Origin of the sequence: Micromonospora sp. CPCC 205561 (genome assembly GCF_036906775.1) — a bacterium.
Lineage (GTDB): Bacteria > Actinomycetota > Actinomycetes > Mycobacteriales > Micromonosporaceae > Micromonospora.
Window position 1 is genome coordinate 56,402 of the sequence record NZ_JBAKHV010000002.1, and the last position, 23,517, is coordinate 79,918.

The 23,517-nt window shown below is 74.2% G+C and carries 22 protein-coding genes and 1 tRNA gene; 3 read left to right on the forward strand and 20 right to left on the reverse strand.

Going from position 1 to position 23,517, the window contains the following annotated elements; genetic code table 11:
• Positions 1-286: 286 nt before the first annotated feature.
• The 6 genes from V6V16_RS02470 to V6V16_RS02495 all read right to left on the reverse strand — a co-directional run bounded on the left by V6V16_RS02470 (position 287) and on the right by V6V16_RS02495 (position 4,774).
• A tRNA-Arg gene (locus V6V16_RS02470) sits at positions 287-362 on the reverse strand.
• Positions 363-688: 326 nt separating this feature from the next.
• Positions 689-1,168 carry an SRPBCC family protein gene (locus tag V6V16_RS02475; RefSeq protein ID WP_334559095.1) on the reverse strand — a complete coding sequence of 160 codons (480 nt, stop codon included), beginning with the start codon at positions 1,166-1,168 and terminating at the stop codon, positions 689-691.
• Positions 1,165-1,527 carry a metalloregulator ArsR/SmtB family transcription factor gene (locus tag V6V16_RS02480; RefSeq protein ID WP_334559097.1) on the reverse strand — a complete coding sequence of 121 codons (363 nt, stop codon included), beginning with the start codon at positions 1,525-1,527 and terminating at the stop codon, positions 1,165-1,167. Before V6V16_RS02480 ends, V6V16_RS02475 begins: the two co-directional genes overlap by 4 nt.
• A 104-nt stretch (positions 1,528-1,631) precedes the next feature.
• Positions 1,632-2,735, reverse strand: a complete 1,104-nt coding sequence (locus V6V16_RS02485; RefSeq protein ID WP_334559099.1) for an SGNH/GDSL hydrolase family protein — start codon at positions 2,733-2,735, stop codon at positions 1,632-1,634.
• A gap of 865 nt (positions 2,736-3,600) precedes the next feature.
• On the reverse strand, positions 3,601-3,738 hold the full coding sequence (locus V6V16_RS02490; RefSeq protein ID WP_334559101.1) for a hypothetical protein: 138 nt from the start codon (positions 3,736-3,738) through the stop codon (positions 3,601-3,603).
• Positions 3,739-3,811: 73 nt separating this feature from the next.
• Positions 3,812-4,774: an AraC family transcriptional regulator gene (locus tag V6V16_RS02495; protein WP_334559103.1), complete on the reverse strand. Its 963-nt coding sequence runs from the start codon at positions 4,772-4,774 to the stop codon at positions 3,812-3,814.
• A gap of 325 nt (positions 4,775-5,099) precedes the next feature.
• Here V6V16_RS02495 and V6V16_RS02500 point away from each other — a divergent pair, with 325 nt between their 5' ends.
• Positions 5,100-6,629, forward strand: coding sequence for a flavin-containing monooxygenase (locus tag V6V16_RS02500; protein WP_334559105.1), 1,530 nt, complete (start codon positions 5,100-5,102; stop codon positions 6,627-6,629).
• Between the two features lie 64 nt (positions 6,630-6,693).
• On the opposite strand, the gene mnhG is transcribed toward V6V16_RS02500, so the two are convergent.
• The 9 genes from mnhG to V6V16_RS02545 form a co-directional block, all read right to left on the reverse strand.
• Positions 6,694-7,059: a monovalent cation/H(+) antiporter subunit G gene (mnhG, locus tag V6V16_RS02505; protein ID WP_334559107.1), complete on the reverse strand. Its 366-nt coding sequence runs from the start codon at positions 7,057-7,059 to the stop codon at positions 6,694-6,696.
• Positions 7,056-7,319, reverse strand: coding sequence for a monovalent cation/H+ antiporter complex subunit F (locus V6V16_RS02510; protein WP_334559109.1), 264 nt, complete (start codon positions 7,317-7,319; stop codon positions 7,056-7,058). Before V6V16_RS02510 ends, mnhG begins: the two co-directional genes overlap by 4 nt.
• Complete coding sequence (locus V6V16_RS02515; RefSeq protein WP_334559398.1) at positions 7,316-7,897, reverse strand: Na+/H+ antiporter subunit E; 582 nt, start codon at positions 7,895-7,897, stop codon at positions 7,316-7,318. The genes V6V16_RS02510 and V6V16_RS02515 overlap by 4 nt, the downstream gene beginning before the upstream one ends.
• Before the next feature lie 62 nt (positions 7,898-7,959).
• Entirely contained in the window at positions 7,960-9,684 is a 1,725-nt protein-coding gene (locus V6V16_RS02520; protein WP_334559110.1) for a Na+/H+ antiporter subunit D, read from the reverse strand.
• On the reverse strand, positions 9,681-10,148 hold the full coding sequence (locus tag V6V16_RS02525) for a Na(+)/H(+) antiporter subunit C (RefSeq protein WP_334559111.1): 468 nt from the start codon (positions 10,146-10,148) through the stop codon (positions 9,681-9,683). The genes V6V16_RS02520 and V6V16_RS02525 overlap by 4 nt, the downstream gene beginning before the upstream one ends.
• A complete protein-coding gene (locus V6V16_RS02530) occupies positions 10,145-12,982 on the reverse strand; it encodes a Na+/H+ antiporter subunit A (protein ID WP_334559112.1) in 2,838 nt (945 codons plus the stop codon). Before V6V16_RS02530 ends, V6V16_RS02525 begins: the two co-directional genes overlap by 4 nt.
• A 152-nt stretch (positions 12,983-13,134) precedes the next feature.
• Positions 13,135-14,742: an amidohydrolase gene (locus V6V16_RS02535; RefSeq protein WP_334559114.1), complete on the reverse strand. Its 1,608-nt coding sequence runs from the start codon at positions 14,740-14,742 to the stop codon at positions 13,135-13,137.
• A gap of 131 nt (positions 14,743-14,873) precedes the next feature.
• Positions 14,874-15,677 (reverse strand): MerR family transcriptional regulator, encoded by an 804-nt coding sequence (locus V6V16_RS02540; RefSeq protein ID WP_334559116.1) that lies wholly within the window; start codon positions 15,675-15,677, stop codon positions 14,874-14,876.
• A complete protein-coding gene (locus tag V6V16_RS02545) occupies positions 15,670-16,203 on the reverse strand; it encodes a hypothetical protein (protein ID WP_334559117.1) in 534 nt (177 codons plus the stop codon). Before V6V16_RS02545 ends, V6V16_RS02540 begins: the two co-directional genes overlap by 8 nt.
• Before the next feature lie 275 nt (positions 16,204-16,478).
• Between V6V16_RS02545 and V6V16_RS02550 the strand changes: the two genes are divergently transcribed.
• Both V6V16_RS02550 and V6V16_RS02555 read left to right on the forward strand, forming a co-directional pair.
• A complete protein-coding gene (locus V6V16_RS02550) occupies positions 16,479-17,048 on the forward strand; it encodes a sigma-70 family RNA polymerase sigma factor (RefSeq protein WP_334559118.1) in 570 nt (189 codons plus the stop codon).
• Between the two features lie 84 nt (positions 17,049-17,132).
• Entirely contained in the window at positions 17,133-17,888 is a 756-nt protein-coding gene (locus V6V16_RS02555; RefSeq protein WP_334559119.1) for a zf-HC2 domain-containing protein, read from the forward strand.
• 184 nt (positions 17,889-18,072) lie between these two features.
• On the opposite strand, the gene V6V16_RS02560 is transcribed toward V6V16_RS02555, so the two are convergent.
• Genes V6V16_RS02560 through V6V16_RS02580 form a run of 5 tightly spaced genes read right to left on the reverse strand, consistent with a single transcriptional unit; the run spans position 18,073 to position 23,290 of the window.
• Positions 18,073-18,744 carry an ABC transporter ATP-binding protein gene (locus V6V16_RS02560; RefSeq protein WP_334559120.1) on the reverse strand — a complete coding sequence of 224 codons (672 nt, stop codon included), beginning with the start codon at positions 18,742-18,744 and terminating at the stop codon, positions 18,073-18,075.
• Positions 18,741-19,808: an ABC transporter ATP-binding protein gene (locus tag V6V16_RS02565; protein WP_334559122.1), complete on the reverse strand. Its 1,068-nt coding sequence runs from the start codon at positions 19,806-19,808 to the stop codon at positions 18,741-18,743. Before V6V16_RS02565 ends, V6V16_RS02560 begins: the two co-directional genes overlap by 4 nt.
• Complete coding sequence (locus V6V16_RS02570; RefSeq protein ID WP_334559123.1) at positions 19,805-20,674, reverse strand: ABC transporter permease; 870 nt, start codon at positions 20,672-20,674, stop codon at positions 19,805-19,807. Before V6V16_RS02570 ends, V6V16_RS02565 begins: the two co-directional genes overlap by 4 nt.
• On the reverse strand, positions 20,667-21,707 hold the full coding sequence (locus tag V6V16_RS02575) for an ABC transporter permease (protein WP_334559124.1): 1,041 nt from the start codon (positions 21,705-21,707) through the stop codon (positions 20,667-20,669). Before V6V16_RS02575 ends, V6V16_RS02570 begins: the two co-directional genes overlap by 8 nt.
• Complete coding sequence (locus V6V16_RS02580) at positions 21,704-23,290, reverse strand: ABC transporter substrate-binding protein (RefSeq protein WP_334559125.1); 1,587 nt, start codon at positions 23,288-23,290, stop codon at positions 21,704-21,706. The genes V6V16_RS02575 and V6V16_RS02580 overlap by 4 nt, the downstream gene beginning before the upstream one ends.
• Positions 23,291-23,517 lie beyond the last annotated feature (227 nt).

The window sequence follows — 23,517 nt, forward strand, 5'->3', positions numbered from 1 at the left end:
CATCCGCCGGCCGGCCGGCGGCAACCGCGCTCAAGGAGGCGGTCGGCGCCCTGCCGCTGCGGCCCACAGTTTGGGGCTAACCAAGCGGCAATCGAGCCGAGCTCCGCCACCACGACCCGCGCCGATCCGGATAGACACGCAGGGACAGCTGCCGACACCCCAGCAGGGAGGCTGCCCTAACCTGGTCGCCCACGCGCGTTACCGGGGGGTTTTCGGGGGACGACTCAAATCCACATAGATGGACGTCTACACCATGGCCGGCTTGTTGCTGGTCAGGACCTCGCGCTGGTGCCCCCGGCAGGATTCGAACCTGCGACACACGGTTTAGGAAACCGATGCTCTATCCCCTGAGCTACGAGGGCGCGAGGGCCTAGTCTAACGACCTGCGGGTTCACCTGGAGCGGCAGGGAGCGACCGACGTTCACCCGCGTCTCCCGGCACCCGTTCGCCCAGCCTACGACCACCCCCGGAGCACACCAACCCCGGTTTGCGACCGGCGGTCGGCCGCAGTGACCCGCGCTGGCACCGGTTCACCCGGGCCGGCATCCGCTCGAGTGCATGCTGAGCATCCCAGCGGTGAACGACTGTCTCTAAGCGACGGCGCCGACGTGTCTCCAGGCACCGGCGCCGATCGCCAGAAGCGGCCGGTGCGTAGGGGGGATAGGCCCCGGCCTGGGTTGAAGCGGCTCTACCGCTGTGCTTCGAAGTGCTCCTTCATCGCGGGGTAGTAGTCGTCGAAGTCCGGCGCCGGCTGGCCGTCGCGGGAGGCTGTCAACGCGTCCAGGTAGTACTCCCAGCCCGGTCCGACCTCGCCGATGCCCTCCGTACCGGTCAGGTGCTGGGTGAACCGAAGCTCGGTCACGTCCGCCCTCTCGACCAGCACCATGTCCAGGTGCCAGCCGCCGTGCTCGTCCACCGCGGAAACCGCTAGCCGACGCGGCGGTTCGCACGCGTCAATGGTCATGTCCAGCCAGGGCTTGCCCTCCTCGTACGCCATCTGGACCTTGATCGTGCGTCCCGGCGCTGCGTCGCCCTGCCACGGGCCGAACCAGCGCGCCGTGCGCGCCGGATCGGTGAGGCTGGCCCAGACGTCAGCCATGGGAGCGCGGAATGTGCGGGTCAGCACAAGGTCGTCGCCGATCAGTCGGCCGGTGGGCGTCGGGCTCATGCGGTCTCCTTCTGGGATGGGTGCCGCCCGGCGGCCGTCTGCCGCTCGCGGCGGGCGCGGTAGACCTCGGTCTCCAGCGCGTCGAGGCGGTGCTGCCAGCCGGACGGGCGCATCAGCCGTCCCAGCCACCCGGCGAGCTCGTCGAGCGGCGCGGCGACCAGTGTGTAGACGCGCCTGCGACCGTCGGCCGTGTCGCGCACCAGGCCGGCCTCGCGTAACACGCGCAGGTGACGGCTGACGGCCGGCCGGCTGATCACGAACCGGTCGGCGATCTGGCCGGCCGAGAGCGGTTCGTCGCGCAGCATCAGCAGGATCTCCCGCCGAACCGGATCGGCGATCGCGGCCGCCACCTTGTCCACGGCTGAAGCGTAACCAATGAGTTACGCTTTAGGCAACATCGCGTCCCTGGATGAGTCGATCTGCCGCGAAGCGATCGGTGCAGAGCAGCCGGCGCGGCTCCCCGTCAACGGAGGACCCGGGCGACCGCCCTCGCCATCGCCCGACCGCCGGCCGCGTTGGGATGCAGGTGGTCGCCGCTGTCGTAGCGGGGATCGAGTTGGTCGGGATCGCCCGGTGCGGCCAGCACGCGATCGAGGTCGACCACCGCGTCGAACTCGCCTGAGGTGCGGATCCAGGTGTTGACCTCGTCCCGCATGACCTCACCCGACGGGGTGAAGTATCCGGCCCCCTTGAACGGCAGCAGGGTCGCGCCGACCATGGTGATCCCCCGGGCCCGTCCCTGCCGGATGAGGCTGCGGTAGCCCGCGATCAACCGCGTGGTGCTCAGCTCGGGATTCGGTGCCCAGCAGGAGTACTCCGACTCACGCAACCCGATGTCGTTGATCCCCAGCAGCACCAGGACCGTGCTCACGCCGGGTTCGTCCAACGCGTCACGTCGCAACCGTGACACGCCCCTGTCCCCGGCGCACAGGGAGTCGTCCAGCAGCCTGTTCCCGCCGATGCCCGCGTTGAGCACCCCGCGCGGCCTCCCCCTCGTCAGGAACGCCTCGGCGAGTTCGTCGGGGAACCGGTCGTTGTCGTCGACCGCGCCGCCGCCCTCGACGATCGAGTCACCGAAAGCCACCACCGAACCCCGCCACGTGCCGACGACATCCACCCCGGCCAGGTAGTACCAAGATTGGGTCGACTCGGTGAACGCGTCGGGCCGGACGTCGCGCCGGTGGTCGCCGGAGGCCCGGTAGGTCGTCGCCGTGGCTCCCAGATGGAACGTTGCCGGCCCGGTCGGCGACGCCACGTACAGCGTCACCGTCAGCGAGTCCAGCGGCGCCGTCCACAGCGGCACGGGATCACTGGCCACCTCACCCCCGACCGGCACGGTGACCGACCGCGCATGCCGGAAAGTGAGGTGCCGCAGCGAACCGCTCCGCACCGCTGCGCCTCCGGCCGACCTGCCTACGGTGACCCCGACGATCGACAGCGGGGTGGCGCCGAACAGGTTCGACAGCCGCACCCGCGCCGCCGCGCCGCCGGTGCTCACCCGCACCACCTGCCGTACGGTGTGGTTGGAGAAGCCCTCCGTCGACCAGTTCGGCTCTTCACTCTCCACGGCACGGACCATCGAAGCCGCCCACGCGCCCCGCCAACCGCCCGCCGCGGCGGCACTGGCTTCGGCGGGTGCGGCCGTCAACAGCAGGCCGAGGGCTGTCAGTCCAGCGACGACTTTCATGAGAACTCCTTCTCGTTCCTGGTCGCGGCCGTCGGTGGGAGCCCGCGGAGGCGTCCGGCACGGGACTGCGAAGGCGTCGTGGTGGGGTCCGGCGGGTGGGGCCGTCCGTCGGTGCCGAGGCGGGCGCTCGGAGCCCGAAGACGATGTGGGAGCCACCGTCGAACCACGCCTGGACCACGATCGGGTGGCCGGCCGACGCGCTGGTGAGCAGGTGCGGGCCGGCAGTGGAGTCCCGCACCGACGCGACGGTGACGACCACCGCCAGCAGCAGACCGAGGGTGTCGGTTCCGACCGGTGTCCACGCCGCAATCAACGAACCAACCCCACCACCGCTACGGCCGGACATGATCAGCCACTACCCGGGCAGATGCCCTCTGAGCTGGGGCGGAAGCGGGTGGAGGCGCGGCACGCGACTGGTTCGAGCATCGGCGAGCCGCAGCGGGCCAGGCGCCGGGTGACACGCCGGTCGTTGTCCCGGCCGTGGTCCGTCGTCGGAAGGACGACGTCGGCGGCGCGTACCGACAGTGGGTCGAGACCGCCGCCGTACCGCTCGCTTCGGGCGAGGCCGCGAAGGGCGCCACACCGATCCGGCCGTCCGGTGGCGCTCGGAGCGGTGCCCCGCTGACCGCTGGCGGGGTCGACTGCCGTGCCGATCCGAAGCCGCTTCAGGTCGCGGCTGCGGCCGGTCGACGGTGCGGCGCCCGGCGAGGCAGGGCCACGTGCCGTGCCCCGACCGCCAAGGGTCTCAGCCGATACCGCCGAGGATCAGCGCCGATACGCCGACGCCGACACCTACCAGCGTCATCCTGCACCCGCCGCACAGCCGCGCCACCGCTCGTCCGCGGTGCCTGCGGGTCTCGTGGTACACGCTGACGTCGTCCATCGGCTCGACGCTCCCCGGGCCCGCGTCGCTGACCGTGGGCGCGGTCCCCGAGCGGTGGGGCCGCGTGCGGCGCTCAGCGACGCAGGGTCTCCGAGGGCGACTCGCCGAAGCGGGACCGGTACTCGCCCGCGAAGCGGCCCAGGTGGGCGAAGCCGTGGTCGACGGCGAGGGTGGTCACGGACGTCCCCGGTGGCGCCGCGCGCAGCGCGCGGTGGACGGCGTCGAGCCGGCGGGCGCGCAGGTACGCCGTCGGGGTCGTCCCCAACTCCCGGCGGAAGGAGTCCTGCAACGTCCGTACGCCCACCCCGAGCGCCTCCGCGACGTCCCCGACCGTCAGCGCCTCCCGGTGGTGGTCGTTGATGAGTTCGCAGGCGCGCCGGACGAGGCGCCCGGGGGCCGGGTGGCCCGCCGGCTCGGCGAGCAGCTCCGTGTAGGTGTGCCGGTGGGTCAGCAGCAGCTTGCCGATGAGCCCCTGCTCGAACCGGCCGGCGATCTGCGGGTGGTCGAGGAGGGAGGCGTCCCTCGGTTGGGACAGTTCGTCGGCGAGGAAGTCCACCCCTCTGGCCCAGGCGGCCGCCGACGGGGTGCGCATGGTCATGCCGACGTCGAAGTGGACCGGGCCGTCCACGGCGCGGCCCAGCAGCCGGGCGAGTTCGCGGTGGACCGTCGGCCGGTCGGCGTAGAAGATCCGGTGCGGGGATCCCTCGGCCCAGTGCATGTCCGAGTCGTCGTACGGGCTGAGGACGGACGCGGTCCCGGGCGTCGAGGTGACGGTGCGGCCGGCGTGCCGGACCTCCGCCTTGCCGGCGCGGGGCATCTGCACGAGGTAGAACGTCTCCAGCGCGCCGGGCTGTATCCGCACCGCCCGGTCGTAGTCGAGGTCGACGACGCCCACGCCGCCCGTGCGGCGGGCCGTCATCCGCAGGTGGACGTGGTGGACGCCCGGCTGCGGCGTCAGGCGGTGCGGGCAGAAGACGCGACCGACCTCGGTGCGGGCGCGCTCGATGTCGTCCGTCCTCACCGTCACGGCAGCCATCGGGCACCTCCTGACCGGCCGGGCGGCTGCGTACCGCTGGTGGCGTCGGACCATCCGCCCGTCGCGGGGACGCCCTGCTGGGCCGAGGGTAGGACGCCGGCCGGGCGGGCGGCAGGCATCTGCCTCGAATCCGACACGCCCGCCACCGGCCCGCCGCCCGATCGGGACGTCACCTCCCCGGTCGCCGGGGCGGATTCCGTCTCCCCGCGCGATGCGGACACCGCCCGCGCCCGGCGGATAGCCGCCGCCCCGCCGCCCTCGTTAGCGTGCGGACGCCGCCGGCACCCGTCGCCGCGGCTTCCACCCGCGGTCACAGGAGGTTGCCATGAGGATCGCCGTCGTCGGTGCCGGTTTCGCCGGTCTGAGCTCAGCGAAGGTGCTGCGGCAGAGTGGCTTCGAGGTCACCGTCTTCGAGAAGGCGCCCGACGTCGGGGGCGTCTGGAGCAGCACCCGGCGGTACCCCGGGCTGCACACCCAGAACGACAAGGGCACCTACCACCTCTCCGACCTTCCCATGCCCGCCGACTATCCGCAGTGGCCGACGGGCGAGCAGGTCCAGCGGTACCTGGAGAGCTACGTGGAGCGGTTCGGCCTCGCCCCCGCCCTGCGCCTCTCCACGGAGGTCGTCTCCGCGCGGCTCGTGGACGACGAGACCGGCTGGCTGGTCGCGTCCCGACCGGCGGGCGGCGACGACCCCGTGTCCTGGGAGCGGTACGACCACCTCGTCGTCGCCAACGGGATCTTCTCCGACCCGCTCGTCCCGTCCTTCGCCGGCCGGGCGGACTTCGAGGCCGCCGGGGGACGCGTCCTGGCCTGCGGCGAGCTCCACGATCTCGAGGCGGCACGGGGCAGGAACGTGCTCGTCGTCGGCTACGGCAAGTCCTCCTGCGACGTGGCGGTCCCGCTGAGCGACGTCGCCGCGTCGACCCATGTGGTCGCCCGACAGCTGCTCTGGAAGATGCCCAGAAAGCTCGGCGGGGCGGTCAACTACAAGTATCTCCTGCTCACCCGGATGGGCGAGGCGCTCTTCCGGTACATCAACCTGAAGGGATTCGAGCGTTTCCTGCACGGTCCGGGCGACGGGTTGCGCCGCCGCATGCTCGACAGCGTCGGGTCGGTCGCGACCCGGCAGCTCAGGCTGCGCGAGCTGGGCCTCGTTCCGCACGGGACCTTCGAGGACATCGCCCGCAGCACCGTCAGCCTCACGACCGACGGCTTCTTCGAGCGGGTCGCCGACAGCCGGATCGACGTCCACCGCGACTGCCAGATCAGCGAACTCCTGGTCGACGACGGCCGGCCGGCCGCCCGCCTCGCCGACGGCACGGTGCTCCCCGCCGACCTGGTCGTCTGCGGCACCGGCTTCCGGCAGCACGTGCCGTTCCTCGACGACGACCTGCGCGCCCGGCTCGAGGACGGCGCCGGCAACTTCATGCTCTACCGCCAGATCCTGCCGGTCGACGTGCCGCGGCTGACCTTCGCCGGCTACAACTCCTCGTTCTTCAGCCCGCTCAGCGCCGAGATGGCGGCGGTCTGGACGGCCGCGTACCTGCGCGGCGGCATCCCGCTGCCGTCCCGGGACCGGATGCGGGAGCACGTGCGGACGCGGCTGGCCTGGATGGCGGAGCGGACCGACGGGCGGCACGCCCGTGGCACGAACGTCATCCCGTTCTCCATGCACAACATCGACGAGGTGCTCGACGACCTCGGGCTCAACCTCGGCCTGCTGGCCCGCGTACGTCAGTGGCTGCTCCCCGTCGACCCGCGCGCCTACCGGAGCGTCACGCCCCGCATGATCACGCAGACCACGGCGACGGCGACCCGCCGTCCGGCCGTCCGCTCCCCCGGCGCGTCGTGACCGGCCCCCGCCGGGGCGCACCGCAGCGGCCCCCGCCGGGCGCGACGCAGCGGCCCGCAACCGGTCAGGACGGGCGGTCGGCGCTGATCCGGTCCAGGTGGGGCGCGAGCTCGTCGGTGATCAGCAGGTCGCGACGGATCTCGTCGTGCGGGTATCCGGCCCGGCCCACCATGTGCGCGGCGACCGGCGCGGTGGCGAGCTGGAAGGCGCCGACGAGCACGAGGGTGGTGATGTCCACCCCCGTACGCAGGCGCAGCGCGCAGCCGAGCAGGACGAGCAGCAGGCCGAGCACCTGGGGCTTGGCCGCCGCGTGCATGCGGGCGAGCAGGTCGGGGAAGCGCACCAGCGCCACCCCGGCGGCGACGCAGAGCAGCGCGCCGGCGATCAGGCAGACCGCGGCGGTGACGTCGAGGACGGCGTCGAGCGTCACTTGTCGTTCTTCCGGGCGGCGAAGCGGGCGACGCTGACCGAGCCGACGAACCCGAGGATCGCGAGGACGACCAGCACGGGCAGGGCGGTGGCGTCGCGGCTGTAGGCGGCCTCGGTGGCGATGGCGGCGACGACGACGGCGAGCAGGACGTCGGTGGCGACGGCACGGTCGAGGATCGACGGCCCGCGGATGATGCGGACGAGGGTGAGCCCGACGGCCACGGCGAGCAGCACGCCGACGGCCACGGCGACGACGGTCATCTGGTTGCCCCTTCCGGGTTGGCCGGCTCCGGTGGGCCGGCGGGGTGGGGTCCGGTCACGCGGCGCAGCTCGTCGGGCGAGCCGATGGCGGCGACGATCCGCGCTTCGAGGTCGAGCACGCCCTGCCGGAAGCGCTCCACCTCGTCCCAGCTGCGTACGCCGATGACGTGCACGTAGAGGGTGCCGGTCGTCCGGTCGGCCTCCAGGATGAGGCTGCCGGGCACCAGGGAGAGCGCCTCGGCGGTCAGCGTGAGGTTGAGGTCGGTGTTGACCCGCAGCGGCACGGCGATGATCGCGCTGAGCGGGGGGTGCCCGAACCGCACCGCCAGCCAGGCGATCTGGGCGGAGGCAACCACGAGGTCCCGCAGGAACCGCACCCAGAACCGGGCGAGCGGCACGGGGCGGATCCGCCCGGCGAAGGTCACCGGCGGCAACGGGAACACCGCCAGCAGCACGACGGAGAGCAGCAGCCCGCTGATCAGGTTGGCCCAGGAGAGGGTGCCCCACAGCAGCACCCAGACGGCGGTCAACCCCGTCACGGCGACGAGCCGGTTGCGCCGGAGCGCGGCGCGGGTCAGCGGCGGGTTCGCCGGCCCGGCCTGCCGCGCCGGGCCGGCCGGGTTGGTCGTCTGGTCGGCCGTCACGGGGCACCGTCCGGAAACACGGCCTCGACGTACGGGGTCCGGCGCAGGAGGTCCTCGGCGACGTCGGTGCTGACGTCGAAGAGCGGCCCGGCCACCACCGTCAGCGCCAGGCCGAGCGCCACCAGGGCGGCGGTCGACCCGATCATCAGCCGGGGCAGCACGACGCCCGACGCCTCGGGGTCCGGCCCCCGGTCCGGCTGCTCGGCGCCGTCGACGCGGGCGGCCACGGCGGTGCCGCCGCCGTGGGCGGCCGGGACGGTGCTCCCCGGGCCCGCGTCGGCGGCCGGGGCGGTGCCGCCGGCGGCGCGGGCGACCTGGGCGGTGCCGCCCGGGCCCGGGCGGGCGGCCCGCGCGGTGTCGCCGGTGGCGGTGCGGGCGGTGTCGCCGACGCCGGGCATGTCCGGGTGCGGGGCGCGCCAGAACGCCAGGTTCCACACGCGGGCGATGGCGTAGAGGGTGAGCAGGCTGGTGAGCAGCCCGCCGACGACGAGCGTCCAGGCCAGCGGGCTCCCGTCGGCCACGCCGGCCTGGACGAGGCCGAGCTTGCCGAGGAAGCCGGAGAAGGGTGGGATGCCAGCGAGGTTGAGCGCCGGCAGGAAGAAGAGCACGGCCAGCAGCGGCGAGAGCCGGGCCAGGCCGCCGAGCCGGTCCAGGGCGGTGCTCCCGCCGCGCCGTTCGACCAGGCCGGCGGCGAGGAAGAGGGTCGTCTGGATGGTGATGTGGTGCACCACGTAGAAGATCGCGGCGGAGAGCCCGAGGGCGGTACTCAGGCCGACGCCGAAGAGCATGTAGCCGATGTGGCTGATGAGCGTGAACGACAGCAGCCGCTTGACGTCGGACTGGGCGACCGCGCCGAGGATGCCCACCACCATGGTCAGCGCGGCCACGACCAGCAGCAGGTCGGCGGTGCGGCCGCCGGGGAAGAGCAGCGTCTCGGTGCGGATGATCGCGTACACGCCGACTTTGGTGAGCAGCCCGGCGAAGACCGCGGTGACCGGGGCCGGCGCGGTCGGGTAGCTGTCCGGCAGCCAGGCCGAGAGCGGGAAGACGGCCGCCTTGATGCCGAAGGCGAGCAGCAGCATCCCCTGCAGCACCAGCCGCAGGTCGTCCGGGAGCGCGTCGAGCCGGTCGACGAGCTGAGCCAGGTTGAGCGTGCCGGTCGCCGCGTAGACCAGGCCGATCGCGACCAGGAAGATCAGCGACGACAGCAGGCTCACCACGACGTACGTGGTGCCGGCCCGGATCCGGGTCTCCGTGCTGCCCAGGGTCAGCAGCACGTAGCTGGCCACCAGCAGGATCTCGAAGCCGACGTAGAGGTTGAACAGGTCGCCGGAGAGGAACGCGTTGCACACGCCGGCGGTCAGCACGAGGTAGGTCGGGTGGTAGACCGACAGCGGGGTCTCCTCGTTGCCGTCCGCCGTGCCCTGCCCGATCGAGTAGACCAGCACGCAGAGCGTGACGGCGGCCGAGACGACGAGCATCAGCGCGGCGAGCTGGTCGGCGACCAGGACGATGCCCAGCGGCGCCACCCAGCCGCCGACCTCGACGACCAGCGGTCCGTCGACGGAGGAGCGGAACAGCAGCGTCGCCGCCACGGCGACGGTGGCGGTGAGCACGGTGAGGCTGACCCAGCGCTGGGCGCGGGGCCGGCCCACGAGCAGCAGCGTCAGGGCCGCGCCGAGCAGCGGCATCACCACCGGCAGGGGTACGAGCCAGGTCATCCGGCCCTCCCCGCGTCCCCGGCCACGCTGGCCGTCCGGTCGCGCGCGGGCGCCCCGGTCGAATCGCCGTCCCCGGTGTCGGTGTCGGCGGTGCCCGGCCCCTCGTCCCGGTCGGCCAGCTCCATGATGCGGCGGTCCTCGACGTCGTCCTGCACCTCGTCGTGCCCGTTGAGGTGCCAGCTGCGGTACGCCAGGGCGAGCAGGAAGGCGGTCATGCCGAGGGTGATGACGATCGCGGTCAGCACCATCGCCTGGGGCAGCGGGTCGCTCATCTCCTCCTCGGCGGTGGTGCCGACGATCGGCGGGCCGCCGGCCCGGCCGCCGGTGAGCAGGAGCAGGTTGGCGCCGTTGCCGAGCAGGATGACGCCCATCAGCACCCGGGTGAGGCTGCGTTCCAGCAGCAGCGTCACGCCGGCGGCGAAGAGCACGCCGACCACGAGGACGTAGGTCAGGTTGGGGTTCACACCAGCTCCTTCACCCGGTCGTCGGTCTCTTCGGTCTCCTGCTGGTCGGTCTCCTGCTGGCGGTCCATCTCCGCGCCCAGGCTGCGCAGGATGTCCAGGATCAGGCCGACCACGATGAGGTACACGCCGACGTCGAAGAAGACCGACGTGACGAAGTGGACGTGCCCCAGGACCGGCACGTGGAGGTCGAGCAGGGCGCTCTGGAGGAACTCCCCGCCGAGCAGCATGGCGGCCACGCCCGTGCCGACGGCGACGAAGAGCCCGGCGCCGAGCACCGCGCCGGCGTCGACCGGGGCGGCCCCGTTGAGCTCGGTACGCCCACCCGCCAGGTAGCGCACGGCCAGCGCGAGCCCGGCGACCAGTCCGGCGGCGAAGCCGCCACCGGGGGCGTTGTGCCCGGAGAAGAGCAGGTAGATCGAGAAGAGCACGATGGCGTGGAACAGCAGCCGGGTGACGACCTGGAGGATGACCGACTGCTGGCGGGTGGTGGCTCCGGTGGTGAGCCAGCGTGGCCGGGCCGACCCGGAGCGGCCGACGCCGGGGATGCCCCGGCGCAGGCCGAGGTCCCGGGAGTGGCGGAAGATGAGGCTGGCGACGCCGGTGGCGGCCACCACCAGAACGGCGATCTCGCCCATGGTGTCCCAGGCGCGGATGTCGACCAGGGTCACGTTGACGATGTTCTTGCCGCCGCCGTAGGAGACGGCCTCGTCGGGGAAGTCGACGGAGATGGGCGTCGCGACGCGCGCTCCCGCCGCGACGTACGCCATGCCGGCGGTGACCACGCCCACGACGACGCCGAGCGCCACCCGGCCGCGCCGGCTGGACCGGATGGGCCGCTCGGAGAACCTGGCCGGCAGGTGGCGCAGGACCAGCACGAACATGACGATCGTGACGGTCTCCACCAGGAACTGGGTCAGGGCCAGGTCCGGGGCGCCGTGCAGGATGAACAGCAGTGCCGTGCCGTAGCCGGCGACGCCGACGAGGATCATCGCGGTCAGCCGACGCAGCGCACGGGCGGCGGCCACGGCGGCGACGATGACCACGGCGGCCGCGACGGCCTGCAACGGGGTGTCCCACAGCTCGAACCGCCGTGGCCAGGGCATCCCGGCCAGCAGCGCCCCGCCCGGCAGGGCGATCATCACCAGCAGGATGACCCCGAGGTAGAACGGGAGCGAGCCGCGCTGGGTCGCGCCCGTCAGCTCCACCGCCAGCCGGTCCACCCCGCCGATGAGCCGGTCGTAGACGGCGGCGCCGTCGAAGGGAAGTCGGACCGACGGGCCCAGCCGGCCCCGGTGCCGCAGGAGGAACAGCCCCACACCGGCGGCGACCGCCAGCGCCGACAGGCCCAGCGCCAGGGTCGGCCCGTGCCACAGCGCGAGGTGGTAGCCGGGCTCGGCGCTCGGATACAGGTCGGCGTACGGGGCGAGGACCTCGTCGACGGCGGGCGCGAGGAGCCCCAACGCCAGGCCGGCGGCCGCGAGCACGGCGGCCGGCGCGAGGATGGGCCACCGGACCGGCCGGGCCTCGGAGTCGGGCAGGCCGGGCTTGCCGGCGAAGGCGCCCCAGACGAAGCGCAGCGTGTACGCCACGGTCAGCGCCGAGCCGAGCACCACGCCGGCGAGCACCGCCAGGTCGGCGGCGCCACCGTGCAGGAACGCCTCGACGGCGGCCTCCTTGGCGACGAAGCCGACCAGCGGCGGAAGGCCGGCCATGGAGGCCGCCGCGAGGCCGGCCACCACGGCGAGCGCCGGCACCCGCCGCCCGAGGCCGCTGAGTTCGCGCAGGTCGCGGGTGCCGGTGCAGTGGTCGATCACGCCGACCACGAGGAAGAGGGTGGACTTGAACAGCGCGTGGGCCAGCACCATCGCCACGCCGGCGAGCGCGGTGTCGCGGGTGCCGGCGCCGAGCACCACCACCAGCAGGCCGAGCTGGCTCACCGTGCCGTAGGCGAGCAGCAGCTTCAGGTCGGTCTGCCGCAGCGCCGCCCAGCCGCCGAGGAACATGGTGAGCAGCCCGCCGGCGAGCAGCACGGGCCGCCACGGCGCGACCCCGGCCACGGCCGGTCCCATCAGCGCGACGAGGAACACCCCGGCCTTGACCATCGCCGCGGCGTGCAGGTAGGCGCTGACGGGGGTGGGCGCGACCATCGCGCCGGGCAGCCAGAAGCTGAAGGGGAAGATCGCCGACTTGCTCAGCGCGCCGAGCAGGATCAGCACCAGGGCCACGGCGAGGTAGCCGCCGCCGGGCAGGTCGGTGGCGATCTCCGACCAGCGGTAGGTGCCGGAGTGCTGCCCGAGCATGACGAACCCGGCGAGCATGGCCAGGCCGCCGAGGGTGGTGACCAGCAGGGCCTGCATGGCGGCCCGCCGGCTGGCCCGCCTGGTGGGGTCGCTGCCGATCAGCAGGTAGGAGAGGACGGTGGTCAGCTCCCAGAACACGTACAGCAGCAGCAGGTCGTCCGAGACCACCAGGCCGAGCATCGCCCCGGCGAAGGCGACGAAGACGGCCGCGAAGCGACCCAGGCCCGGGTCGTCGGAGCGGAAGTAGCGGGCGCTGTAGGCGAGCACCAGCGCCCCGACCCCACCGACGAGCACCACCATCAGCCAGGCCAGGGTGCCCATCCGCAGGGCGAGTTCCAGGTGGAGCCGGGGAACCCAGTCGACCGTCTCGACGACGGGGGTGCCCGAGCGGACCGTCCCGGTCCGGCTCAGGGCCCAGGCGAGGGTCGCGGCGGGGGCCAGGGCCACCAGGTAGAGGGCGCGTCGCCCCCAGAGGCGTATCAGTCCCGGGGCGATCAGGGCTGCGAGCGCATGGATCGCCACCAGAACCAGCACATACCCTCCCCGGAGCTCGACCGTCGGTTAGCCAACCCTAACCGGTAAGGAGCGGAATCGCACCTCGGCCGATACGCGCCCACGGCAGGCCGCCGGATCCGGCCCCGCGCTGGCGCTCGTCCTCGCGCCCGGGTGGCCGCCTCCCCCGCCGGTCAGCGCTGCCAGCGCACCACCCCGCCGACCACGGTGAGCGCCACGGTGAGGTCGCGCAGCTGCGCCGCCTCGACCTCGTACGGGTCCGTGGGCAGCGCGATGAAGTCCGCGAGCATCCCCGGGGTCAGCCGCCCCTTGAGGTGCTCCTCGTAGGAGGCGTACGCGCCGGCCTCGGTGAAGCAGCGCAGCGCCGTGTCGAGATCGAGCCGCTCGTGCGGGTCCACGCCGCCGGGCGGGGTGCCGTCGGGCTGCTGCCGGGTCACCGCGGCGTGGACGCCGAAGAACGGATCCGGGTCCTCGACCGGGGCGTCCGAGCCGAACGCCACCGTCGCGCCGGCGTCCAGCAGGCTGCGCCAGGCGTACGAGGCGAGGTCCCGGCCGGCGAGCATCCTGCTGGTCAGGGGGATGTCGCTGGTGCAGTGGGTGGGCTGCATGGAGGCGGTCACGCCCAGCCGGGCGAGCAGCGGCACGTCCGCCGGGCGCAGGTGCTGGGTGTGCTCGATCCGGTGCCGCAGCCGCCGTACCGCCCCGGCGACGGTCGGGTCGGTGCGCGCCGACTCCTGCCAGCGGGCGTACGATCGCAGCACCATCTGGTTCGCCGCGTCGCCGATGGCGTGCGCCGCGACGGCGATCCCGGCTCCGGCCGCCTTCGCCACCAGCCGCTCGAACTCCTCCGCCGGGGTGACCGCGATGCCGTGGTTGTGCGGCTCCCCGTCGTACGGCTCGGTCATCAGGCAGGTGTGCGAGCCGAGCGCCCCGTCGGTGAAGATCTTGACCGGACCGGTGCTCAGCCAGCGGTCCCCGTCGCCGGTCGCCCAACCCAGGTCGATCACCTCGTCCAGGGCGGTCGACGGGATCGTCTTGTGCACCCGCAGCGGCAGCTCGCCCCGGGCGTACAGGGTCTCGTAGGCGGCCCGGCAGTCCTGCCCGTCGAGGTCGTGGATGCTGGTGAGGCCGACCGAGAGCAGCCGGGGCAGGTGGGTACGCAGCTGCGAGACCAGGTCGCCGGCGAGCGAGGAACGCAGGACGTCGTACGCCGCGTCCCCGGCCGCCTCCCGCAGGATGCCGGTCGGCTCGCCGTCCTCGTCCCGGGCGATCTGCCCGCCGATCGGGTCCGGGGTCGCCGCGTCGATGCCGAGCCGGCGCAGGGCGGCGGAGTTGACCCAGGTGGTGTGCCCGTCGATGCTGGGCAGCACCGCGGGCCGGTCGGGGCAGACGCGGTCCAGGTCGGCCCGGGTGGGCTGCACCGGCCGTTCCCACCTGTGGCAGTCCCAGCGGCCGCCGAAGAGCCAGGCGCCGGCGGGCAGGGCGGCGGCGTGCCGCCCGATCCGCCCCAGCGCCTCGTCGAGGCTGGTGGTGCCGCGCAGGTCCACCTGTTCCAGGCCCCGTACGTAGAGCGCCGAGTGGATGTGGCTGTCGACCAACCCGGGCAGCACGGCCATCCCGTCGAGGTCGACCCGGCGCGCTCCGCCGCCGGCGCGGTCGCGGCACTCGTCCATGCTCCCGACGGCGACGATCCGTTCACCGCGCACCAGCATCGCCTCCGCGCGCGGACGGGCGGGGTCGAGCGTGTGGATCCTGGCGTTCTCGAAAACCGTAGCGGTCATGGGGTGGCCTGTTCCGACGGCGGGGCGGGGGCCAACCATGCTAGTTGGACCGGGTCGTCAGGTTGCTCGCAGCCGGCCGGCGGCTGGCCCCTCCCAGGGCTCACGCGGCGGCGCGGCACCCCACCCGCGCGCTACTGCCAGGTGGCGGTGTCGGGGTCGATGTCGTGGGCGCGCGCGCTGGCGTCGACGCTCCGCCGGAACCACGTGGCGAGGCCGGCGCGGATGCCGTCGTAGTGGGCGGCGAATGCCGGATCGGCCTCGTACATCCGGCCGAGACAGACCTGCATCCGCCTGGTGAGGGGGAAGTACGACGTGAACACCTCGCGATGCCGCTCGACGAGCTCATTCGCCTCGGGGCTGCCGGGGGTGACACCGGCGTCCATGGCGTCGCCGAGGGCACGGTCGAGGTCAGCGACGGCGTCGGCGACGGCCTGCCATTCCTCCGGGCCGCGGGAGGCGGAGCGTTCGGCGTACTGCCGCCATTGCGTCGTGTCCCCGTAGCGCTGACGGGCCTGGGCGGGCCAGTCCGGGTCCCACCGGGGACCGAGGATCGCGGCCTGCTGCTCGACGGTCAGCAGCAGGCCGCGCTCGTGGGCGGCGATCATCCGGTCCAGGCCGACGCTGAGCTGCTGGAGGCGCTCGATCCGTTGGGCGACCTGGGCGCGCTGTGCGCGCAACGCGCCGGGCACGTCCGCGGTCGGGTCGCCCAGGACGGTCCGGATCCCGTCCAGGCCGAGGCCGAGCTCCCGGTAGACCACGATGCGGTGCAGGCGTTCCACGGCGCCGGCGGTGTAGAGCCGGTAGCCGGCGGCCGTGCGCAGCGACGGCCGCAGCAGACCGATCTCGTCCCAGTGGTGCAGCGCCCGGACGGTCACGCCCAGCCGCGACGAGACCTGACCGACGGTCAGGCCCTCGGCGTCAGTGGCATCAGGCATGCTCCGCATTGTCGCCGCCGACGCCGGGTGGGGTGATCCCGATGGCCGCAAGGTCGCGCGCCTCCTGACTGTCCGGATCGAAGGGCTTCGCCGCGGTGAAGACGATCCGTGCCCTCTCCGGGGTGATCACCTCCACGTCGCGGGTGTTCCAGGGAGTGTCCCGTGGGCCGTCGACCGAGTCCGGGCTCACCGCGCGACAGGCCTCGACGGTGGCATCGATCTCGCTGAGCACGCACGCGAAACTGAAGCTCACCGCCGGTGCCTCCGCCGGAACGCCCGCCGCCGAGCGGAGGAGCACGTCCTGGAACGCCCACCTGCGCAGGTGCACGAGGGTGCCGGGGATGGTGAACAGCTCGAAGAACCCGAGCCCGCGGACCCAGAAGTCCACCGACCCCGCCAGGTCGTTCGTGGGGATCGTCACGAAGGCGGGCATCCCGTAGATGCCACGGAACGGTTCCGGCGCGACCGCGTCCAGGCCGGGAGCGGGGACGGGACTGATCTCGAAGGCGTCGTAGTAGTCACTCACGTACCCACCCTCCGGCCTCCCGCGGCGTGAGGGTCAAGCCGGTTGCGTGCAGCCGGTCCTGTCGCCGCGATACGACCGGCGTCGGCGGCCGGGTACGGCCGGCCGCCTCCGGCGGCGGGCGGGGTGCCGACGCCCCCGGCGGCCGCCGCCGCACGGCACGCCCGAAGGTCAGCCCGCGCCGCCTTCCCTGCGGTACGCTGCCGCCCAGTCACTAATACGACCTGTCGTGACTGTCGGCGGGCACCCTCTCCGGCGGCCCGACACGGAGGTGCCGGATGGCCGACGACGACGCGGAGTTGACCGCGTGGGCGCTTGCCGCCGGCCGGGGTGACCGGGCCGCCGCCGCTTCGTTCGTGCGGGCGACCCAGCAGCAGGTCCGTCGCTTCCTCGGCGCGCTGGTCTCGCCCGGCGAGGCCGACGACCTGGCGCAGGAGACCTTCCTGCGGGCGATGCGGTCGCTCCCGTCGTACGCCGGGCGGGCCTCGACGCGCACGTGGCTGCTCGCCATCGCCCGCCGGGTCGCCGCCGACCACGTCCGGACGATGACGTCGCGGCCCCGGACGGTGACGATGCCGGACCGGTACGACGCCCCCGACCCCGCGCGCAGCGGCTTCGACCGGCAGGTGGTGCTGGAACACCTGATCGCGGCGCTGCCGGTGGAACGGCGGGAGGCGTTCGTGGCGACCCAGGTCCTGGGCCTCTCCTACGCCGAGGCGGCGCAGGTGTGCGGCTGCCCGGTGGGCACCATCCGTTCCCGCGTGGCCCGCGCCCGGGAGGAGCTGGTCGCCGCGGTGCGCAGCCGCTCCGAGCCCGGCCCGCGCCGGGACGGCCACGCCATCTGCTGACCCGCTGACGCCGCCGACCTGCGCCAGGGCGCACCCCACCAAAGTGCGCGGAACCAACGACGCCCGCCGGGCGACTACCGGTGCATGGGGTGTGAGCAGTGGCATGAGGTGCTGTCCGCGCAGTTGGACGGGGAGGAGACCGCTGCCGAGCGGACGGCGGTGGCGGCCCACCTGGCTGGCTGCGGCGGCTGCCGGACGTGGTACGAGCGGGCCACCACGGTGACCCGCCGGGCCCGGTTGTCGGTCGCCGTCGGGGGCGCCGATCTCACCGGGGCCGTACTCGGCGCGCTGCCCACGTCGACGCCCGCGCCGCGTCGCCGGTTCCGGCGGACGGCGCTCACCCTGCGGGCGGCGTTGCGGGTGATCGGGGCGCTGCAACTCGCGCTGGGCCTGGCGCAGATCGGCCGCGGCGCGGCGAGCGCACACGCGCACACGGCCGGCGCGCTCGGGTCGGGGCACCTGTGGCACGAGTCGGCGGCGTGGAACGTCGCCGTGGGCGCCGGCTTCCTCTTCGTCGCGGCCCGGCGTACTCCCCCGACCGGGCTGGTGCCGATGCTGAGCGCCTTCGTCGGCGTGCTGGCCCTGCTCTCCGTCAACGACCTGCTGACCGGGCGGGTGGAGACCGCCCGGCTGGTCAGCCACGGCTTCCTGCTCGCGGGCTACCTCGTCGTCGTGGCCCTGTCCCGCCCGCGGCTGCACCCCGGCGACCCGGCGCGGCGTCGCCCGGAGGAGCCCCGGTGGTACCTGCCCGCGGACGAGCCGGCGGAGGCGCCGCGCCTGCGGCTGCTGCGCACGCCGTACCCCGGGTCGGCGAGCGCCTCCGACCGCCGCGCGGCCTGACCGGCACCCGCCGGGGAGACGTCCGGCCCGACCGGCACCCGCCCGCGACGTGGCGGCCGGTCGGCACCCGACCCGGGACCGTGGCGGCCCGACCGGCACCCGCCCGCAGAGGACGGCTGCCCGGCCACCGGATCCCGGCCGCCAGCCGGCTCGCGCCGGCGGTGGCGGTGGCGGTGGCGTCCGATCAGGACGGCGGCGGGGCGGGCAGGTCGACCACGCGGGTGGCCCAGCGGGCCATCAGCGCCGTGTCATGGGTGATGAGCAGGACCCCGGCCGCGTGCTGTCGCTGGTAGTCGGTGATGACGGCCGCGAGGTGCGCCTGGGTCGACGCGTCGAGCATGGCGGTGGCCTCGTCGCAGAGCAGGTAGTCCGGCCGGTGCACGAGGGCCCGGGCGAGGCAGGCGCGTTGCAGCTGCCCGTCGCTGACCGCGTGCGGCCGCCGGGCGAGCAGGTCCGGCGTGAGGCCGACGAGGTCGGCCAGCTCCGCCGCCCGGGCCCGGGCGGCCTCGTCGGCCGTGCCGGTGGCACGCAGCGGCTCGGCGATGATGTCGGCGAGGCCGAGCCGCGGGTCGGTGGCGGCACGGGGGCTCTGGAAGAGGATCGCGACCCGGGTACGCACGGCGGCGGGTAGCCGGTGCCGGGCGCCCGCCAGCCGCTGGCCGTCGAGGGTGACGTGCCCGGCGTCGGGGGTGTGCAGCAGGGCGAGGACCCGGGCGAGGGTGGACTTGCCGCTGCCGGAGGGCCCGCGCAGCCCGACGGTCTCGCCGGGGGCGAGGCGCAGGTCGACGCCGTCGAGGACGCGCCGGTCGCCGTAGCGGACCGCGACCTGGTGGGCGGCGAGCGCGGTGCTGGTCATGCCGGCGCTCCGAGGGTCAGCGGGTGGTGGCAGGCGGCCCGGCCCGGGGCGCGGGGCGGAGGCGGGGGCGGGGTGCGGCAGACGTCGGTGGCGCGGTCGCAGCGCGGGGCGAAGGCGCAGCCGGCGGGGAGGTCGGTGAGCATCGGCGGGTGGCCGGGGATCGGCCGGAAGGCCCGCTCGGGCAGGGCGTCGAGCAGGCCGGCGGTGTAGGGGTGCGCGGGCGTGCCGAACAGCTCGTCGGTGGGCCGGTGTTCGACGATCCGGCTGGCGTACATGACGGCGACGGTGTCGGCGACCCGGCGGGCGGCGGCCAGGTCGTGCGTGATGAGCAGGACGGCCCCACCGGCGTCGCAGCGGCGGCGCAGCAGGTCGAGGGTGTGGTCGACGAGCGGCCGGTCGAGGCCGGTGGTGGGTTCGTCGGCGAGCAGCAGCGGCGGGTCGGGGGCCAGGGCGAGGGCGGTGGCCAGGCGCTGCGCCATGCCGCCGGAGAGCTCGTGGGGGTAGCGGTCGAGGTCAGCGGGGTCGAGACCGACCTCGGCGGCGGTCCGGTCGGCGGCCCCGGGCGCCTCGCGCCGGGACCGGCCGTGGGCACGCAGGGTCTCCTCCAGCAGCCGGCGGCCCGTCCGCACGGGGGTCAACGCGGTGGCGGGGCTCTGCGGCACCAGCCCGACGGCGCGCCCCCGGACCGCGCGGGCGAGGTGCCGCTCGGACGAGCCGATCAGGTCGACCGGCTCCCCGGCGGGCGGGCGCAGGCGGGCGTGGCCGGTGACGGCGGCGTTGCGGGGCAGCAGGCCGAGCAGGGCGTGGGCGAGCACCGACTTGCCGCAGCCGGACTCTCCGACCACGGCCAGCAGCTCGCCCGGGTGCACGGTCAGGCGCAGGTCGGTGACGGCCTGCACCACGGCGTCGCGGAGCTGGAAGCGGACGGTCAGCCCGTCGACCTCCAGCAGGCCGGGCCGCCCGTCGGCGCCGGTGCCGGCCGTCCCGGCGTCGGCGGGCGTGGCGGCGGAGTCGGCCTCGGCGGGCGTGGTGGCGGTGGCGCCGGGTGCGCGGGTCGTGGTCACAGGTTCAGCTCCGCTCGTACGCGCGGGTCGAGGCGGTCGCGCCACCGGCCGGTGAGGGCGGCCAGCGCCAGCGTGACGACGACGAGGAGCAGGCCGGGCACGATGCTGGCCCACCACGCGCCGGTCAGCAGCGACCGCTGCCCATCGTTGATCATGTTGCCGATCGAGGCCAGGTGCGGAGGAAGACCGAGGCCGAGGAAGGAGAGCGCGGTCTCGTGCCAGACGGCGTGCGGCACCATCAGCGTGGTCGCCAGCGCCAGCCGGGGCAGCACGTGCGGCAGCAGGTGCCGGGTGAGCACCCGGGCGCGGCTGGCGCCGCCGGAGACCGCGGCGTCGACGAACGGTCGGGTCCGCAGGCTGAGCAGCTCCGAGCGGACGATGCGGGCGGTGGAGAGCCAGTGCGTCAGCCCGATCGAGACGATCACCGCGCCGAGGCTCGGGCGCAGCATCGCGACGATGAAGATGCCCAGCAGCAGGTGCGGCAGCGCCGCGATGGTGTCGACCACCCGCATCAGCGCGCGGTCGACCCAGCCGCCGACGGTGCCGGCGACCGCCCCGACGAACCCGCCGATCACCGTGGCGACGAGGGCGGCGACCGCGCCGACCAGCAGGGACACCCGCAGGCCGTAGAGGCTGCGGTGGGCCACGTCCCGGCCGAGGTCGTCGGTGCCGGCCGGGTGCGCCCAGGAGGGGCCCAGGCGGGTACGCGCCAGGTCGACCGCGCTCTCGTCGAGCGGCCAGAGCACGGGCGCGAAAAGGCAGGCCAGCACCGCGCCGGCGAGCACGGCCCAGGCGACGGCGGCGCCGGCGCGACCCGTACGCGGCCTCGACCGCCGGACCCGCGCGGGCAGGGTGAGGTCAGCCATCGAGGCGTACCCGGGGATCGGCGGCGGCGTAGGCGAGGTCGGTGGCCAGGTTCGCGGTCAGCACCACGACGGTGGTGGCCAGGGTGGTGGCGGCCAGGAGCGGGAAGTCGCTGCCCAGCGCGGCCTGGACGGTGACCGCCCCGAGGCCCGGCAGCGAGAACACGGTCTCCACCAGGACGGCACCCCCGATGAGTTCGGGCAGGTGGGTGCCGACCAGGGTGAGGAAGGGCAGCAGCGCGGTGCGCAGCGCGTGACCGAAGAGCACGGTGCGGCCGGGCAGCCCCCGCGCCCTGGCGGCGAGGACGTGGTCGTCGCGGAGGCTGTCGGCCACGGCGTCGCGGACGAAGAGCACGAACCACGGCGTCTGGGCGACCGCCAGCACGCCGACCGGCAGGATCAGGTGCCGGGCCACGTCGACGGGATCGGTGCCGGTGGCGGTGATGTCGGTGAGCCCGCCCGCCGGCAGCCAGCCGAGGGTGAGGGCGAAGAGGGCGATCGCGGCCAGCCCGATCCAGAACACCGGCATCGACTGCACCGCGTACGCGGTGGCGCGCAGCCCCCGGTCGAACCAGCCTCCGCGCCGGTACGCGGCCAGCGTGCCCAGCAGCAGGCTGGCCACGAGGACGAGGGCGAGGGCAGCGCCGACCAGCAGCAGGGTCCAGCCGGCGCGGGCGGCGAGCACGGAGGTGACCGGCTCGTGGCGGCTGGTGGACCAACCCAGGTCGCCCTGGAGCAGGTTGCCCACCCAGCGGAGGTACTGCACCGGCAGCGGGTCGTCGACGCCCCAGTTGGCGCGGATCTGCGCCAGGTTCTCCTCGCTGGCGGTGAACGCCGCCGCGCCCGCGTACTGCTGGGCGGGATCGATCGGGGAGGCCGCGCCGAGGGCGAACATGCCGACGCTGGTGGCGGCGAGGATCGGCACGGCCACCAGCAGCCGGCGGCGCACCACGGCGCCGGCCCCCGCGAGCCGGCGGGACCGCCGGGCGGGGGCCTTCACCGGGGGCGGGTCGGCCACCGGGACGGGTGTGGTCACGACTTCCTCGTCCAGGTGTGGATGTTCCACCAGAGGCTGTTGGCCACGTCGTGCTCGTGTGGCTCCACCCGCGGGGTGACCCCGGCGACCGCGTCCTTCACCACGTAGGTGTGCTGGAGATAGGTGAGGAACACCCAGGGCACGTCCGTGACGAGCTGCTTCTGGAGGGTGGCGTACGCGGCCTTGCGGACGGCCGGATCGGCATTGGCGCGGCCGTCCTGCAACGCCTTGTCCACCACCGGGGAGCGGTAGGAGCCGGGGTTGAAGAAGCCCTGGCCGGCGAAGGCGGAGCCGAACAGCTTGTAGGAGACGAAGTCCGGGTCGTACGGGGTGCCGTAGCCCATCACCAGCGCGTCGCTCTTCATCCGGGGGGTGATGGCGTCCCAGGTCAGCCCCTCGGGCGTGATCTTGATGCCGACCTTCTTCGCGTCGGCGGTCACCGCGAGGGCGAGCTCCTTGCGCAGGCTGTCGGTGGCCGGGTACATCAGCGCGAACGCCGCGGGCCGGCCGTCCTTGACGCGGATCCCGTCCGGGCCCGGCCGCCAGCCGGCGGCGTCGAGCGCGGCGGTCGCGGCGGCCGGGTCGGCGCCGGGCCTGCCGACGATCGACGGCTCGGCGAACTCCGAGGTCGGCGGGATCGGCCCGTACGCCGGCTCGCCCGCCCCGCCGAGCAGGCCGGTGACCATCGCCGCGCGGTCCACCGACGCGTTCAGGGCCCGGCGCACCGCGACGTCGGCGGTGACCGGGTTGCCCGCCGGCAGCATCACGCCCCGGTAGTCGGCCGTGGGCACCCGCTCCACCCGGTAGCCGGCCTGCCCGTCGAAACCGGTCGCCAGCTTGGGCGCCAGCTCCGCCGCGTCGAACTCCCCCGCCCGCATCCGCTGGGCGCGCACGTTGTCGTCGGCGACGAACGCGACCACCACGCCGCTGTTGGCGGGCCGGCCGCCCCAGTACTTCTCGTTCGCCGCGAGCACGAGCCGGTCGCCCGGGGTCCACGACGTCACCCGGTACGGGCCGGTGCCCACCGGCTTGCGGTTGAACTCGGCCTTGTTGACGTCCTGCCCGGCGAGGGCCTTCGCCGGCACGATGCCCAACGCCAGCCGCTGCGGGAACGGCGCGTACGCGTACTTCAGGGTGAAGACCACGGTCGACGGGTCGGGCGCGGTGACCGAGGCGAGCATGTCCAGGTCGGAGCGGAGCGTGGAGTCGACCTTCGGATCCAGCACCGCCTGGTAGGTGAAGACCACGTCCTGCGCGGTGAACGGGGTGCCGTCGTGGAACAGCACGCCCTCGCGCAGCCGGGCGGTGACGGTCCTGCCGTCCGGCGACACCGTCGGCAGCTCGCGCGCCAGCGCCGGCACCAGCTGGTTGTGGGCGTCGCGGGCGACGAGCCCGTCGAAGATCAGGGACCCGCCGTCGACCCCGTAGTTGAGCACCGGGTTGAGGGCGGTCGGCTCGCCCGCCGTCGCCACCACGAGGGTGGTGCCGGCGCCGCCCCCGCCCGTCGACGTGGCCGTCGGCGACGAGCAGCCCGCCACGGCGAGGGCGCCGGCGACGGCGAGCGCCGTCACGCGCTTTGACACAGGCGTACCCATCTCATGCTCCCGGGTCTGTTCTGCGCACGACCGCCCGGCGTCACGCCGGGCCGGCGTCCTGATCTGGACCGACCGTGGCCGCGGCGGCCCACGGTCACGAGCGGGCGGACGCCCCGTCGATGGTCTGGAACATCGCCGGGGCGTCCGCCACTAACGCCAGCATTCCGCAATTGCCAGTCTTATGCAATAAGAGCCCACCGACCATGTCGCCCATG

Excerpts from the sequence above, each read along its gene's own strand:
- V6V16_RS02555 (WP_334559119.1), top strand. The coding sequence starts at position 17,133 with ATGGGGTGTGAGCAGTGGCATGAGGTGCTGTCCGCGCAGTTGGACGGG.
- V6V16_RS02560 (WP_334559120.1), bottom strand. The coding sequence starts at position 18,744 with ATGACCAGCACCGCGCTCGCCGCCCACCAGGTCGCGGTCCGCTACGGC.
- V6V16_RS02520 (WP_334559110.1), bottom strand. The coding sequence starts at position 9,684 with ATGACCTGGCTCGTACCCCTGCCGGTGGTGATGCCGCTGCTCGGCGCG.
- V6V16_RS02570 (WP_334559123.1), bottom strand. The coding sequence starts at position 20,674 with ATGGCTGACCTCACCCTGCCCGCGCGGGTCCGGCGGTCGAGGCCGCGT.
- V6V16_RS02550 (WP_334559118.1), top strand. The coding sequence starts at position 16,479 with ATGGCCGACGACGACGCGGAGTTGACCGCGTGGGCGCTTGCCGCCGGC.
- V6V16_RS02510 (WP_334559109.1), bottom strand. The coding sequence starts at position 7,319 with ATGACCGTCGTCGCCGTGGCCGTCGGCGTGCTGCTCGCCGTGGCCGTC.
- V6V16_RS02475 (WP_334559095.1), bottom strand. The coding sequence starts at position 1,168 with ATGAGCCCGACGCCCACCGGCCGACTGATCGGCGACGACCTTGTGCTG.
- V6V16_RS02490 (WP_334559101.1), bottom strand. The coding sequence starts at position 3,738 with ATGGACGACGTCAGCGTGTACCACGAGACCCGCAGGCACCGCGGACGA.
- V6V16_RS02535 (WP_334559114.1), bottom strand. The coding sequence starts at position 14,742 with ATGACCGCTACGGTTTTCGAGAACGCCAGGATCCACACGCTCGACCCC.
- V6V16_RS02495 (WP_334559103.1), bottom strand. The coding sequence starts at position 4,774 with ATGGCTGCCGTGACGGTGAGGACGGACGACATCGAGCGCGCCCGCACC.
- V6V16_RS02500 (WP_334559105.1), top strand. The coding sequence starts at position 5,100 with ATGAGGATCGCCGTCGTCGGTGCCGGTTTCGCCGGTCTGAGCTCAGCG.
- V6V16_RS02540 (WP_334559116.1), bottom strand. The coding sequence starts at position 15,677 with ATGCCTGATGCCACTGACGCCGAGGGCCTGACCGTCGGTCAGGTCTCG.